17 protein-coding genes, 1 tRNA gene and 1 pseudogene are annotated in these 13075 nt (G+C 54.8%); 11 read left to right on the plus strand and 8 right to left on the minus strand.

From position 1 onward, the window contains the following. Positions 1 to 912 (plus strand): DotA/TraY family protein (locus tag VGK14_RS13575; protein ID WP_331509631.1); only part of this gene is annotated, 912 nt, incomplete at its 5' end. A gap of 15 nt (positions 913 to 927) precedes the next feature. Here the strand turns inward: VGK14_RS13575 and VGK14_RS13580 are convergent. Next, positions 928 to 1263 (minus strand): hypothetical protein, encoded by a 336-nt coding sequence (locus VGK14_RS13580; RefSeq protein ID WP_331509632.1) that lies wholly within the window; start codon positions 1261 to 1263, stop codon positions 928 to 930. A 991-nt stretch (positions 1264 to 2254) separates the two neighbouring features. Here VGK14_RS13580 and VGK14_RS13585 point away from each other — a divergent pair. The 9 genes from VGK14_RS13585 to VGK14_RS13625 are packed head-to-tail and all read left to right on the plus strand — an operon-like array spanning position 2255 to position 6924. Next, a complete protein-coding gene (locus VGK14_RS13585) occupies positions 2255 to 2620 on the plus strand; it encodes a hypothetical protein (RefSeq protein ID WP_331509633.1) in 366 nt (121 codons plus the stop codon). Continuing rightward, the gene (locus VGK14_RS13590) at positions 2595 to 3071 is read left to right on the plus strand and encodes a hypothetical protein (protein WP_331509634.1); all 477 of its coding nucleotides are present in this window, start codon (positions 2595 to 2597) and stop codon (positions 3069 to 3071) included. Before VGK14_RS13585 ends, VGK14_RS13590 begins: the two co-directional genes overlap by 26 nt. A gap of 24 nt (positions 3072 to 3095) precedes the next feature. After that, the gene (locus tag VGK14_RS13595; protein ID WP_331509635.1) at positions 3096 to 3323 is read left to right on the plus strand and encodes a hypothetical protein; all 228 of its coding nucleotides are present in this window, start codon (positions 3096 to 3098) and stop codon (positions 3321 to 3323) included. Further along, on the plus strand, positions 3295 to 3984 hold the full coding sequence (locus VGK14_RS13600; RefSeq protein ID WP_331509636.1) for a hypothetical protein: 690 nt from the start codon (positions 3295 to 3297) through the stop codon (positions 3982 to 3984). Before VGK14_RS13595 ends, VGK14_RS13600 begins: the two co-directional genes overlap by 29 nt. Beyond that, complete coding sequence (locus VGK14_RS13605) at positions 3962 to 4801, plus strand: metallophosphoesterase (RefSeq protein ID WP_331509637.1); 840 nt, start codon at positions 3962 to 3964, stop codon at positions 4799 to 4801. Before VGK14_RS13600 ends, VGK14_RS13605 begins: the two co-directional genes overlap by 23 nt. A 45-nt stretch (positions 4802 to 4846) precedes the next feature. Continuing rightward, the gene (locus tag VGK14_RS13610; protein ID WP_331509638.1) at positions 4847 to 5362 is read left to right on the plus strand and encodes a hypothetical protein; all 516 of its coding nucleotides are present in this window, start codon (positions 4847 to 4849) and stop codon (positions 5360 to 5362) included. Further along, a complete protein-coding gene (locus tag VGK14_RS13615) occupies positions 5359 to 5880 on the plus strand; it encodes a hypothetical protein (RefSeq protein ID WP_331509639.1) in 522 nt (173 codons plus the stop codon). Before VGK14_RS13610 ends, VGK14_RS13615 begins: the two co-directional genes overlap by 4 nt. Continuing rightward, positions 5853 to 6470, plus strand: coding sequence for a 3'-5' exonuclease (locus tag VGK14_RS13620; RefSeq protein ID WP_331509640.1), 618 nt, complete (start codon positions 5853 to 5855; stop codon positions 6468 to 6470). The genes VGK14_RS13615 and VGK14_RS13620 overlap by 28 nt, the downstream gene beginning before the upstream one ends. Positions 6471 to 6474: 4 nt before the next feature. After that, on the plus strand, positions 6475 to 6924 hold the full coding sequence (locus VGK14_RS13625) for a hypothetical protein (RefSeq protein WP_331509641.1): 450 nt from the start codon (positions 6475 to 6477) through the stop codon (positions 6922 to 6924). Between the two features lie 104 nt (positions 6925 to 7028). On the opposite strand, the gene VGK14_RS13630 is transcribed toward VGK14_RS13625, so the two are convergent. From VGK14_RS13630 to VGK14_RS13660, 7 genes are all read right to left on the minus strand, one after another. Next, positions 7029 to 7119, minus strand: a tRNA-Ser gene (locus VGK14_RS13630). A 52-nt stretch (positions 7120 to 7171) separates the two neighbouring features. Next, entirely contained in the window at positions 7172 to 8485 is a 1314-nt protein-coding gene (locus VGK14_RS13635; RefSeq protein WP_331509642.1) for an adenylate/guanylate cyclase domain-containing protein, read from the minus strand. A 66-nt stretch (positions 8486 to 8551) separates the two neighbouring features. Continuing rightward, positions 8552 to 8842: a hypothetical protein gene (locus VGK14_RS13640; RefSeq protein ID WP_331509643.1), complete on the minus strand. Its 291-nt coding sequence runs from the start codon at positions 8840 to 8842 to the stop codon at positions 8552 to 8554. Then, a complete protein-coding gene (locus VGK14_RS13645; protein WP_331509644.1) occupies positions 8839 to 9090 on the minus strand; it encodes a MoaD/ThiS family protein in 252 nt (83 codons plus the stop codon). The genes VGK14_RS13640 and VGK14_RS13645 overlap by 4 nt, the downstream gene beginning before the upstream one ends. Further along, positions 9087 to 10337: an NAD(P)/FAD-dependent oxidoreductase gene (locus tag VGK14_RS13650; RefSeq protein WP_331509645.1), complete on the minus strand. Its 1251-nt coding sequence runs from the start codon at positions 10335 to 10337 to the stop codon at positions 9087 to 9089. The genes VGK14_RS13645 and VGK14_RS13650 overlap by 4 nt, the downstream gene beginning before the upstream one ends. Before the next feature lie 74 nt (positions 10338 to 10411). Further along, a complete protein-coding gene (locus VGK14_RS13655) occupies positions 10412 to 12262 on the minus strand; it encodes an aldehyde ferredoxin oxidoreductase family protein (RefSeq protein ID WP_331509646.1) in 1851 nt (616 codons plus the stop codon). A gap of 12 nt (positions 12263 to 12274) precedes the next feature. Further along, positions 12275 to 12748: a 4Fe-4S dicluster domain-containing protein gene (locus VGK14_RS13660; RefSeq protein ID WP_331509647.1), complete on the minus strand. Its 474-nt coding sequence runs from the start codon at positions 12746 to 12748 to the stop codon at positions 12275 to 12277. 177 nt (positions 12749 to 12925) lie between these two features. Between VGK14_RS13660 and VGK14_RS13665 the strand changes: the two are divergent. Next, positions 12926 to 13075: pseudogene (locus VGK14_RS13665) on the plus strand (IS1595 family transposase); the annotation flags it as partial.

A 13075-nucleotide genomic window follows, 5' to 3' on the forward strand; every position in this document is an offset into this window, starting at 1 on the left:
AAGATGATCTCGGCGCCATTCATGGGCGCCATTAACCAGATGACCCAGGAGATCGCTGGATCCAACCTCAACCATATCAGCCAGATGAAAAGCTTCGGCGATACTATCATCGGCGCCGGCTGGGCGCTTGTGGGTTCGATGGCCACGGCAGCAGGTGTCTCGAATTCCTGGGCAGCTCAGGCTACGGCTAAAAGCGTGTTTGACATTGGATCCGCGTTGGGGGTGATATCAGGCATTCTCACGACAATCGCCGTGATGGTGCTGTTCTTCGGTGCCATCATTTCCACCTATGCACCACTAATCCCATTCATTACCTGGATTGCCTCCGTGGTGAACTGGTTCGTTCTGGTGATCGAGGCGGTGTTGGCCGCGCCTCTGTGGGCAGCCGCCCATATACATCCTGACGGTGACGATGCAGTCGGCAGAGGTGGGCAAGGCTACGGCATGATTCTTTCTCTGGTCATGCGGCCGGCACTCATGCTGTTCGGATTGATCACAGCGATGCTTCTCACCCAGCCCATCACTGGCTTGGTGAATGCGAGCTTCATGTCAGCCGTGTCCGGTGTACAGGCTGACTCCACTACTGGATTGGTCTCATTCCTGGCCTATGTGACGATCTATACGATCATCATGACTACGGTCCTGCATACGGTGTTCTCGCTGATCCACTATATCCCGGACAACGTTCCGCGTTGGATCGGTGCTCATGTCAGCGGCGGCCCGGCCAGCCCGGATCAGAAAGAAAAGGAAGCGAGCCATGTGTTTGCCGCTGGGGTCCAGCGTGCATCGCATGGCGTGAGTACTGGTGGAGGGAAGTCTAAAGAACGACCAAGCTCAGGGGATCGCAATACAGATCCTCGCGGAACTGGTGGGTTTAACAACGACGAGCATTTGCCTGGCAATAAGGACTGAGAAAAATGCTAAACCCTATGCCTTGCGAAGCAGCTCTTTTTCTGGGTCGTAATGATAGCCATTCTTGGCAAAACTCTCTGCCATGGCCAAACCGGATATCCGCTGCAATTCATTTAGAACAGGATTGCTTGGATCAAGCTGCTGCAACGTCTCACGCAGAGCTCGATACTGGGCTTCGCGGCCAGCAAGATAGGCTTCTTTCACCACAGCATTTTTCTCGGTCTCAGCAAGCCTATCTTTCAGCTTGCCACTATAGGCCTTCCATTCGGCAATGGCATTGTCAGCTTCTCGGTCAGCAGCCGCAACAGCAGCCCGGCCGGCTCCAAACCCCAAGTTATAGTCCAAGCTCATTGTGCGCCAACTCCGTAAAAGTTCAGGCCAGCATAACAACAACTTATTCAGTGCTCAAGCTGAAGAGTTTATGTGCTCGAACTTGCAGACATTCTCTTTGGTAGGAAAACCAGCCCATTTATGGGCTGGGTGAAACCAAAGAGAATGTGGGCGCGGCCCGGTTTTGGCGCACCCATTTTGAGCACCAAATTAATAATTTATGAGCACGAAGAAAGGAAAATATGAGCACGGAAAATCCGAATTCGGATAGCCAGAAAGATAAGGCTGAGCTCGTAAAATTGGCCAGGCAGCTACTAGATGAGTTGCCGGCGCCCACAAATATTTCTGCCAGCACGAGGAGTGAGTATGAGCGCGAATTCAGTCGAATATGGAACAAATGCAAAAGCAGCAAACCAGAGGCCGAACACTTATTTGCAACCATATGTGAGACGTCAAGCAAGAATACACGTTTGCGCCATGGAAAGTCATCTGGGCGGAACAGAAGGATTTCTGTGCCGCCGTGGTATCCAATGCCAAAGTGCCGCTGGCTGGGAGGCGAACGACAGTCCCAGACCACAAACTGTTCTTCGTAGACTTTGAGCACCCGCAGCCCGCTTATTTCCTGTGCGGGCTGTTGAATATCAGAATATTTCTATCATTGATGATGTTGTATTTTGTTCTAAAAAACTAACCCCACTTTCTGGCTGCCTGGCCATTTTATTTGACACCACATCTAGATACGTTTATAAATGCCAAAAGAGAGGTATTTGGTGAGCAATAGATACGTAACTGATAACGAAAAGGACGGTTCGAGACGCCGGATGTCCACTTGGCGCTCACGTCAACGCGATTTGGGGCGCAAGCCCCATGAGCTATGGCTTACGGATGAAGAATTCGGAAAGCTGAAAGAGTTTCTTGAGGCCTTGCGCCTCAATAATGCGGCATCATTACCGGGGGCAACCGGTAAATGATGCCTAATCACAACGCAATATCAACAAAGGAGAATTGCATTATGACTACACGAATTCTATCAGCAGATTTATACATCGCTCCAGAAGTCTGGGTACCAGAGCTGGAAGGCCTCATCTTGCAGGCCTTGCCGCGGATCGAGAATAACGACCGTTTGGTTGGCGAGCTCACGAATAAATTAAAGACGGCCGTCGAGTACTTCTTGGTCGCGTACCGCCAAACTGCATACTTGGCTGACCATTTCAACAATCATTCGCCGGCACAAGTCCTGCAGATTGTCGAGGGTATTCAAGCCTACAAGACACTGGCCGATGAGTGCGTGAAAGGCAAAAAGACTTTAAAGAGGGCTTTTGATCTTTGGATCGCCAACATGGACATTGAAGATGGCACAACCAAAACGGTCCATTAGTCCTGGATCTATTCCCGATGGCCACTATGTGCAGCTCGATGATTTTCTTTTCGAGCTGCACGGCCTAGGGCCGCGTTTTGGCTTAATTCATTCTGCCGGCGGCGCAAGTTACGTTTGCCTGGGGGAAGTGGAAACGGTTTTTGACAAGCTGGATCCAAACACGCCAATTGCAGACCTCGGGGATTTCGATCGGATCGCTGACCTAAGCCCTTTAACGGTATCAATTATTGATACATGCATCAAACGCTATAAAGGCTTTCCAGACAGCCAAATTGTCGCCCTGGCCTTGATATGGTCAAAGACTGATCCAGTAGATGCCAGCGATGAGCTAGGGCTGTATCGACTTACGCAATGGGCTAAAACTTATCGCGCCCGTGCGTGTTGGATTGCAAGAAATAAGCAGCTTGCCTACAGCAAGACGACTATCGACTGGCAGGCGCTACGCCTGTGAAAGATGAACGTTTATGGGGAAATCATGCTTCATCGTCACCTCAACCATCAGCACCTCACCCTTGCCGCTGTTGACGACGTGATCTCACGTGGTCGATGGCGGGATTGGGCTGAACTGCGCCGGGCAGTCTTATCTGACCGCACCCTGCTGGACAAGGTGGAGCGAGTTTGCCGCCCTTATGCTTCCGATCCCTACGCCCAACGCCATCATTTCTGGATGCACTATGTCGAAGAACACCGCGGCGCTGCCTGACTGGGAACTAGTCTTATCCTCTACAGCACAGCTCCAGCACATCTTGTCGGATGTCGTGCTGGTTGGCAGGACTGCCTCGAAAATCCACACAGAGCACAGCCTCGACGAAGTACTGGCGCAGCTTGAGTCGGTCGCTGGCTGGACAATGGCTCATGTGCAGCGGCCCGTGCAAATTCTTGGCAGCCTTGATGGCATTGAAACCGGTATTCGTCAGTTTATCCGGGACAAACCGCTGGAAACAACGGTGGTGGACTACCACGGTGCACGAATCACCGTTCCGACCGAAGGTGAGATTTTGCGCATCAAGGGGGTGCTGATTCTCAAGCGCAATGCTACAAGGGATTACCTCGACTTCGTGGCCTTAGCGAATCACATGGGCAATGAGAGCGTTGCCCATGCGTTGAAGTCATTCGACCAGCTCTATAAGCAAGATAGCGGGGAGTCGCCGTTACAGCAGTTGCAAGTGCAGCTTGCCAACGCGTTACCCTATGATTTGGAAGAAACCGAATTCAGCGAGTACAAAAACCTTGCCCCCCGCTGGCATGACTGGCAGGCGATTAAAGCAACTTGTTCGCACCTCGCAGTCGTCATTTTTGACCAAGTGTGCGATATGGAAGGCGCTGGAAGAGGAAGCGTGCATGAAACTTCATATCCTCAGTGATATTCACCTCGAATTTGGCAAGTGGATGCATGACCACGATATCAACCAGGTCGACGCCGATGTGACTATCCTTGCTGGCGATATTGGCGAAGGCCTTCAAGGTCTGGAATGGGCGTTGCACATTGACCGCCCTGTGGTCTATGTCATGGGCAATCATGAATTCTACGGGCAGCAATCAATGGAGACGCTCTGGCACCAAGCTCGCGAAATGGTAGCCGGAACCCATGTGCATCTGCTGGAGAACGAATCCGTTTTGATTAATGATCCCCACAATCCAGGAATGAACGTTCGCTTCCTAGGCGCTACGCTGTGGACCGATTTTTGCGCCTTTGGCCCTGAGAGGCAGGACGAGTGTATGGCACAGGCTGCTAAGTCAATGTCAGACTACAACGCGATTTCTATCACACGGCGCGGGCCGACTTTAACAGAGCATGGGGTAGTCGAAAATCGACTTACTCCAAGAAAAACTCTCGCATTTCACCATGAAAGCCGTGACTACCTAGAATTTGAGCTAGAGCGTCAACCCGATCCGCTTAGCGTTATGAATACTTGGTCGCAGACGGTCGTAGTCACGCACCATGCTCCTGCAGTCAAGAGCCTGGGACGAACAAAGGCCGGGACGCATATAGATGCTGCATATGCCTCGCACCTCGATTACCTGATTGCCAAGTCAGACCTATGGGTGCACGGCCATGTCCACAAGTCTATGGATTACGAGCTTGCACCAGGCATTGGACGTGTGGTTTCCAATCCGCGTGGTTATGTGGGGCACGGCTTGGTTCGTGGATTTGATCCTGAATTTTTGATTGAGATTTAGATCCATGCGGATCAACGTGAGGTGTGCTGTGGGCGAATTTTGACGATGCTGGTTTTTCTCGACACCGAATATACCGGCCTCAACCATCCTGACCCTAAACTGATTTCCATCGCTCTGGTGCCAGAAGATGGCAAAAACCAGTTTTATGCCGAGATTGAAATGGGTGATGGCTGGGCAAAGCAAGACTGCAACGAATTTGTCTTGGCCAAGGTGCTGCCGCCCCTCTTGGGAAGTAAATATCAGGTTACACGCGCAAACCTCAAGGATAGGCTACTTGGATGGCTGGCCTCTATGCCGCGATCAGTTCAGGTAGCTTGTGACTCCGAAATCGACTTTCTATTTCTCAAGCAGGTGTTGGGGACAGACTGGCCTGAAAAACTTAATACACGCCATTTCGACTTGAGGCCGCTGATTGATACGACGGTGTACGATCAAACCGTGCAGCGTTATTACAGCCCAGACCGCCCTCCGCACAACGCATTGAATGATGCCCAGGCCTATCGGCTAGGCTGGTTGGCCTGGATGGACACGAAAAAGAGCAATGGTTCCGAGTGCCCATGATCGTATTTTTTGATACTGAGTTTACTGATCTTCTGCCCGCTGACCTGGGTGATCCGGCGCTGATTTCTATCGGGCTAGTAACACAATCGGGAGATAAGACGTTCTATGCGGAACTGGCTGACACTTGGACTAAGCAACAGTGCTCCAGCTTTGTGACCGAGGCTGTGTTACCGCATTTGGAAGGTGGGGCTGCTGTTATGCACCTTGAGGAAATGCGGAGCCGCCTGCAGTCATGGATCACGTCATTCGACGAGCCGGTAATCTTAGTGTCGGATAACGTTGTTGATTGGGAATGGTTCTACAACCTGAACCTAGGTACAAATAATATTACTGGCTGGCAACTGTTCCGGCCAGAGCTGGCGAAGCCAGGACAAGCCAAGCATGAAGCCATGAGAGCGATCGAGCAGTATCACCAGAAGCATCCTTGGCACCATGCCCTACATGATGCTATTGGGCTACAGCAAGCCTGGTTTGCCACCCGCAGCAGCGGATGGGAACCAGCCTGGTTAAGAACGTGAGAATGCACAATACACCACACATTGAGATGATTGCCCAAGGTAGGCCGATTCTTGTCATCGACCTTGAGGCCACATGCTGCGATCAAGGCACGATTCCGCCGGAGCAGATGGAAGTAATCGAGCTAGGGGCAGTCTGGGCTACGCCTACCGGTGAAGTCATCGACACCTTGCAGCGTTTCGTGCAGCCAACGGAGCGCCCGCAGCTCACATCCTTTTGCTGTTCGCTAACCCATATTGAGCAGCCCAGTATCGACAGCGCGCCACACTGGCCCACGGTAGCTGCTGAGTTAGCCGAGTTCGCTTGCCGTTACACGGGCCAATGCTGGGGAAGCTGGGGAGCCTACGACCGCCGCCAGATCGAGCGCGAAAGTGCTCGGCATGGCATCGCCGATCCGCTGGCAGGACTTCCACACGTCAACCTCAAGGCAACCTTTGCCAAGGCCCGCAAGATCAAGCAGGTAGGCATGGCCAGAGCCTTACAGATCGCCGGTCTTAAACTGGATGGTGATCACCACCGGGCGCTCGCAGACGCCCGGAACATCGCCCAGTTGCTACCATGGTTAACTATTGGGAAATTACAGCAAGCCTAAACACATGAACAGCTATGACGAGTATTTGTGCGAATGGACACGCGAGTGGGCGTTGAGAATTTCGCGTCGCGCCGGTATTGAGCCGGGAAAAGGCGGACGCGGAAAACGCGACGATCCGGACCGGCGCCTAGCTAAGCAGCTCGGGGCCGATTACTCAGCATGGCTGCGCTACAAGGCTGGACGGCAGGCTCCCAACTCTTCCACCTTTAAGATCATTCACGAAAACGCGGTCAGGCTCGGCCTCATTGGGCGCGGCGATACCATTGAGGATGAAATAGACCGCCTTGGGCCGGTCGATGAAACTCGTTGGCTTAAAGGATTGAGCTTGGAAGAGTTGGTCCAACTGCAGGAGCAGGCTTTGCTTTTGGAAAAAAATCCAAGCCTGCAGGAGGCGGCGGTTGCGAATTTGGCCAGAGCAGTAGCTGCTGCTGTGCCAACGTCGATTTCGGACTAAGCAGCGTTTGACAGGCTTTGGCACTCTGTTGGCACAGTGATGTGTGCCAAACGCTGTAAAATCCTGTCAAATACTGCAACCAAAATCAACGTAACTAGTTGATTTGGCGGAGAGGGCGGGATTCGAACCCGCGTTAGGCTATTAGCCTAAACACGCTTTCCAGGCGTGCGACTTAAACCACTCATCCACCTCTCCGAAGGGGGCGAATTATAACCCAACTCTTCGGCTCGTGTCACAGCCATTGACTTTAAAGAGCGGCCGCGCGCTCGTAAGCTCCGGATTCATTTACCTCGAGCTTGCCGGTCAGGAAGTAGCTTTGTACCCTGCCTTTACCTTTTACCGTGATCGGCTCGCGTTTTTCGAAGCGGAACTTATCGCCGATCAAATGGTAGGTGTCCTCCGTGACCTGAATAACGTTGGATAGCCCATAATGCTCCATACGGCTGGCCATATTAACGGTATCGCCCCACAGGTCGTAACTGAATTTGGTATTGCCTATCACGCCGGCAATTACTGGGCCGCTATTGATGCCGATGCGCATCATGAGGGTTTTACCGCTGGCAGCAGCCAGTTCGATCAGAGCCCGCTGCATGTCGATGGCAAGATTGGCCATAACCTCGGCATGATCCTGACGCCGTTCGGGAGCCCCGCTGACGACCATGTAGGCGTCGCCTATGGTTTTGATTTTTTCTACGCCGTATTTCTCGGTCAGTTCGTCAAAACGCGAAAAAACCCGGCTGAGCAGATCGATCAAGTCATCCGGCGCCATGCCGGCAGAGATGCGGGTAAAATCGACCAGGTCGGCGAACATGATCGTGACCGAATCGTAGCGGTCCGCGATGCGCTGCTCGTTCTGCTTGAGGCGATCGGCGACGGATTTTGGCAAAATATTGAGCAACAAACGGTCCGACCTCTCCTGCTCGATGAGCAGATCGTCGTTTTTGCGGTCCAGTTCGCGTAAAACCCGCTCTTTCTGCGTCTCGAAGTAGCGCATCAGTAAATACAGGATAGTCGCGACGCCGCCTATGTTGGTGAGGAAGAACAGCATCTGCGTATGCCTGGGAATGGGCAGCGCGGAGCTCATGAACATATCGTTCGTCATCCAGGAAAACACTATCAGGCTACCGAACAACAAAAACCATGGCGTCGATTGCCGGGTGCCGAGAATCATCAGGGCGCCCACCGGCGCCAACACACCCCAGCCGGCGATTCCGCTGGAAGCCGTGAATCCGCCGATTATCCACTGCATGAAGAACGGCATCACCAGCAGCATGACCAGCTGGGTAAACGTGAAGTATTCGAAACGACGGAAACGGTAAAATAGTAACAGGCTGGTGTATGAGATGATCAGATAGGCATATGGAAACATCACCATGACCGCGTAACCGTCGCCGAGACTGGAGAAAACAAAAATCCAGAAGGCACAGACCAGGGTTTCCGCAAACACCATCAGACCAAGGACGATGCTTCCCAGCCGGCTCTCCGGCGGATCCCGCAACCCTTTTATAAAGGAGGCAAGCTGCTGGTAAGGTCGTTTTAGTGGCAGCGCCATAGTGTGCATGGAGTTATCAGCATGTCGATAAACGATAATATGCCAGTGGAATATACCCCATGCACCGGCTTAATGCTAGCCGCCGCCGCGCTGAAAAGTGCGGTCGAAACGCAGCATGAATTTTTGTTTCAAGGCCGCATCGGCAGGAAATTCGATGCGCACGCGGAGCCGGGGTAGGCGCAGGGAGGCAATGACGGCATCCGTTTCTTCATGCAGCGAAATCGAGATCAATTGCCCTTGATCGGCGAAGCGAATGCAGGAATCATCGGATGGCAGCGGCGTATATACGTCCGTCGCCCGTGGCAGCAATCGCATGAACTCCGCGCGGGAGATCGACATCACCCGTTCCACGGCAACGACATTCATCCTCCCGCAATCGGCGGCCAAATGGCGAGCGCGTCTCCATCGTTGAGTAGCGTGATGGCGCGCTTGTCGGGCTCGATGTAATGCCCGTTGACCAGTACCAGATGCGTAAGCTTCGGCGGTAGCTGATAACGACCGATCAGATCCGCCACGCTGGTAGCATCTTCCAGGTCCAGTTGGATCTGGTTACCGGCGGCCCCTGGCGGCAGATAATCCTTCAGCGTAGCAAACAGTTTGAGCTGGATTTTCACACCAAAGCCGCCTGTGCCGAAGCCAGATAGGCTTCCATGACGCGAGTGGGATCCTTAAGCAGCACCTGCTTCCATTCACCCAGGTGCGTGCGCGTCTGTATCAGGCCGCGCAATACCCCGACATGTTGCGTCAGCCCCAGGCTGGTGGCGCCGATCAACACATCATCCTTGAATTCCAGCCGCAGATATTTGAAATTTTCCGCATCCATGCGCTCCACATGTTCCCCGCCTTCTTCACCCCACCATTGGCCGAACGATGCGGCAATCAGGCCCAGCGTATCCAGCACGTTCATCGCCAGGCTGCCTTGGGAATGCACCTCCTTGCCGGCCATGTTGAGCGCAGCGATGCGCGCCTGTTCGGCGGCATTGGGCTGGATCGCGTTGACCATCATCTTGCCGGTGGAAAAATCGCGCTCCTGCGCCACGTCCCCCGCGGCATACACATCCGCGATATTGGTCTGCATGCGGTCGTCCACCAGCACGCCGGCATCGGTGACGATGCCGCTGCCTTCGAGAAAAGCCGTGTTGGAGCGCACGCCGGTGGCACTGATGACCAGATCCATCTCCAGCGTTTCGCCATTGCCCAGGCGCACGCGCAAGCCCCCGTTGGCACCCCGCTCGATCGCCTCGACCTTGGTCGAGGTGTAAACGCGGATACCCTTCCTTTCCACCCATTGCTTGATGAGCCCGCCTGCGCCTTCGGTCATCATGCGCGGCACCATGCGGTTACCCATTTCCACCACCGTGAGTTCTGTGCCGCGTTTGGCGATGGCTTCCAGGATGATGCAGCCGACGAAACCCGCCCCCATTTGCAGCACGCGCGCGCCCGGCTTGGCCAGCCTGGCGATATGCCGGGCGTCTTCCAGTGTCCAGCACGGGTGCACGCCTGGCAAGTCCATGCCGGGAATGGGCGGCGCCACCGGATGTGCCCCGGTAGCGATCAACAAGCGGTCGTAAGGCTGGGATTGGCCGCTCTCCAGCACCACCTGCTTGGCGGCCGTATCGACTTTACGCACCCGGTCCCGCAGCTGCGCTATGCCCAGCTTGTCGTAATATCCGGCCTCTTTACGCAAATATGTGCCATCTTCGCCCACCTTGCCTACCAGCATGTACGGCAAGGCCATGCGCGAGTATGGAGGCTCGGACTCATCGCCGATCAGGATGATCTTGCCCGCCGGGTCGGCCTTGCGCAGAGTTTCTGCGGCAATCACGCCGGTCGGGCCGTTGCCGATAATGACATAGTTCATCGCTTGCGCTCCGTCATCAGGTGGAAAAACAAAGGGCGCAAAAGCGCCCTTTGTATAAGCACTGCTACAGAATTCTACAACCCAAGGCGCTGCTTTGTCTCGGCAGTCGGCACGCCGTTGACATCCCAGCCGCGCACTTCGTAGTACTTGGGCATCATGATGTCCAGCCTTGTGACCGCGCCCTTCTGCGGGCCGGTCTTGCAGCCTTCCTTGAGCAGGCGCGGCGGCAGGGTGTCGTCCTTGGCGGTAAAGCCGGCCTTGAGGTTGAACTCGCGCTCCATGTTCCAGATGCGCTCGCCCATCTCGGTCAGCTTTTCCAGCGACCAGTCGCCCTCGCAGGCAGCCTGGATCTGCGGCTGGATGTCCGGCAAGCCCCAGGCGAACGAGGTGAATACGCAAATGCCGGCCGAGTCGAACACCGCGGTCGCGTCCTGGAACGCCTTGAGCAGTTCCGGCTTGCCTTCGGTCGCTTGCGGCTCGGTCTTGAACGGGATGCCCAGCACTTCGGTGGCGACCATGTAGCCGCGCAAGTGGCAGGCGCCGCGGTTGGAAGTCGCATATTCCAGCCCCATGCCTTGCAGTGCGCGGCCGTCATAGGCCGGGAATTCCTGGCCCTTGACCGACATCGACAGTTCAGGATGGCCGTACTTTTCGCACAGGCGCTTGGAGCCCAAACCCATGATCTTGCCGAAACCTTCGCCATTGGCGGTCATTTCGGTCAATTTGACCACCGCTTCGGTTGAACCGAACGGTGCTTCGAAACCGATCTCTTCCTTGGTGAGCGCGCCGATTTCGTAAAGCTCCATCACCGCGCCTATGGTAGCGCCCAGCGTGATCGGGTCCATGCCCTCCTCATTGCACAGCAGATTGCAGAACTGCAGTGCTTCGAGGTCGTCGACGCCGTTGGCATTGCCAAACGCCCAGGCGGCTTCATATTCCAGACCGCCGGAAGCACCCCAGTATTCGGGACGGGTCTTGACCGTGAAATGGCCTTCGTCGATCCTGGAAATCCGTCCGCAGGCGATGGTGCAGCCGAAGCAGGCCTGGTTGGTCACCAGATGAGTTTTGCCGTCGGTGGCACGCTTCTCGTGCATGGCTTCGCCAGAAATCTTGCTCGCGCCCTCGAACTGCACATCCTGGTGGTTGCGCGTGGGCGAGGCGCCCATTTCATTGATGACGTTCATCAGCACCTGGGTACCGAATTTCGGCAATCCCTGGCCGGTGACCGCATTGTCGGCCAGAATTTTCTTGCCGGCGGCCGTCGCCGCAAAAAACGCCTTGGGATCCTTGATGCCGCCCACGCCTTTGGTGCCGCGCACGGCTACTGCCTTGAGGTTTTTCGAGCCCATCACCGTGCCGACGCCGGAGCGGCCGGCGGCGCGGTGCAGATCATTGACGATGGCGGCAAACAGCACACCCTCTTCCCCCGCACGACCGATACAGGACACGCGCATCAGCGGGTCCTGGTGCCGGGTCTTGATCATTTCTTCGGTTTCCCAAACGCTCTTGCCCCAGATGAAACCCTCGGCCGGCAGCAATTCCGCCTTGTCGTTTTCGATATGCAGGTAAACCGGCTTGGGCGACTTGCCTTCGAGAATGATCATGTCCCATCCCGCGAACCGCAGTTCGGCACCGAAATAGCCGCCCGAGTTGGAGCAGGCGATGGCGCCGGTCAGGGGCCCCTTGGTGACAACCGAATAGCGGCCGCCGGTCGAGGCCATGGTGCCGGTCAGCGGACCGGTGGTGTAGATCAACTTGTTTTCCGGCGAGAGCGGATCGACCTTGGGGTCGACTTCTTCACAGAAATACTTGGTGGCCAGCCCGCGCTGGCCGAGATACTGCTCGGTCCATTCCATGTTAAGCGGCTCGGGCACACAGGTGCCTTGAGTCAGATTCACGCGCAGAACTTTTCTATGCCATGACATGATCGTTTCTCCTCAAACGCGCGGCTGTGTGTCGGTTTTGGCCGCCCACATGCGCATTTTTTCCAGGCCGGTCCAGTCGGCATCGATATAAGTGATGGCGCCGGTCGGGCAGGCTTTCGCGCATTCCGGATCGCCGCCGCACAGGTCGCACTTGGCCACCTTGCCGGTGTCGTGGTTGTAATTGATGGTGCCGAAAGGACAGGAAATGGTGCAAACCTTGCAGCCTACGCAAGTCGACTCAAACACGACCTTGGCGCCCGTAGTCACATCGAGACGGATGGCATCGACCGGGCAAGCCTGCATGCACCAGGCTTCCGCGCATTGGGTGCAGGTATACGGTACTTTACGGCCTTCATGGTGGAAATCGAACACTTTGATGCGCGACTTGGCGGTATTGAATACGCCTTCGTGTTCGTAGGAACAGGCCATTTCGCACTGCAGACAGCCCGTACATTTCTCCGGACTGATATGAAGCGACTTGAGCATGAGTGAATCTCCTCTCGTGTGCTCGGACAATTGATATATGACGGTTTTACCGGGGCCGTTTGCCGTAGTATTTTTGCAGATTAGACCACCCTTATGCATGCGTCAAATGTAATCTTAATTAATTGTTTTAGGGTCTTAGGAAGCAAAGCACCGATTAAGGTGTGATAACTTCCTAATATGGTTAGGAAAAACAGGTATTACCGACGTTCTAAAATCAGCGAGGCTAAATTCAGACAGCTTGTAAGGTGTTTTGCCCTGGATTTCACGGCGATGAGTGCAGCCCAGCTGACCGGTCTTTCGGTGAGATCGGTCAACAGTATTTACCTG

The organism is Novimethylophilus sp. (assembly GCF_036504375.1).
Taxonomy (GTDB): Bacteria; Pseudomonadota; Gammaproteobacteria; order Burkholderiales; family Methylophilaceae; genus Novimethylophilus.

Coding starts and splice junctions, on each gene's coding strand:
- VGK14_RS13580 (WP_331509632.1), bottom strand. CDS start 1,263: ATGAGCTTGGACTATAACTTGGGGTTTGGAGCCGGCCGGGCTGCTGTT.
- VGK14_RS13585 (WP_331509633.1), top strand. CDS start 2,255: ATGACTACACGAATTCTATCAGCAGATTTATACATCGCTCCAGAAGTC.
- VGK14_RS13590 (WP_331509634.1), top strand. CDS start 2,595: ATGGCACAACCAAAACGGTCCATTAGTCCTGGATCTATTCCCGATGGC.
- VGK14_RS13595 (WP_331509635.1), top strand. CDS start 3,096: ATGCTTCATCGTCACCTCAACCATCAGCACCTCACCCTTGCCGCTGTT.
- VGK14_RS13600 (WP_331509636.1), top strand. CDS start 3,295: ATGTCGAAGAACACCGCGGCGCTGCCTGACTGGGAACTAGTCTTATCC.
- VGK14_RS13605 (WP_331509637.1), top strand. CDS start 3,962: ATGAAACTTCATATCCTCAGTGATATTCACCTCGAATTTGGCAAGTGG.
- VGK14_RS13610 (WP_331509638.1), top strand. CDS start 4,847: ATGCTGGTTTTTCTCGACACCGAATATACCGGCCTCAACCATCCTGAC.
- VGK14_RS13615 (WP_331509639.1), top strand. CDS start 5,359: ATGATCGTATTTTTTGATACTGAGTTTACTGATCTTCTGCCCGCTGAC.
- VGK14_RS13620 (WP_331509640.1), top strand. CDS start 5,853: ATGGGAACCAGCCTGGTTAAGAACGTGAGAATGCACAATACACCACAC.
- VGK14_RS13625 (WP_331509641.1), top strand. CDS start 6,475: ATGAACAGCTATGACGAGTATTTGTGCGAATGGACACGCGAGTGGGCG.
- VGK14_RS13635 (WP_331509642.1), bottom strand. CDS start 8,485: ATGCACACTATGGCGCTGCCACTAAAACGACCTTACCAGCAGCTTGCC.
- VGK14_RS13640 (WP_331509643.1), bottom strand. CDS start 8,842: ATGAATGTCGTTGCCGTGGAACGGGTGATGTCGATCTCCCGCGCGGAG.
- VGK14_RS13650 (WP_331509645.1), bottom strand. CDS start 10,337: ATGAACTATGTCATTATCGGCAACGGCCCGACCGGCGTGATTGCCGCA.
- VGK14_RS13655 (WP_331509646.1), bottom strand. CDS start 12,262: ATGTCATGGCATAGAAAAGTTCTGCGCGTGAATCTGACTCAAGGCACC.
- VGK14_RS13660 (WP_331509647.1), bottom strand. CDS start 12,748: ATGCTCAAGTCGCTTCATATCAGTCCGGAGAAATGTACGGGCTGTCTG.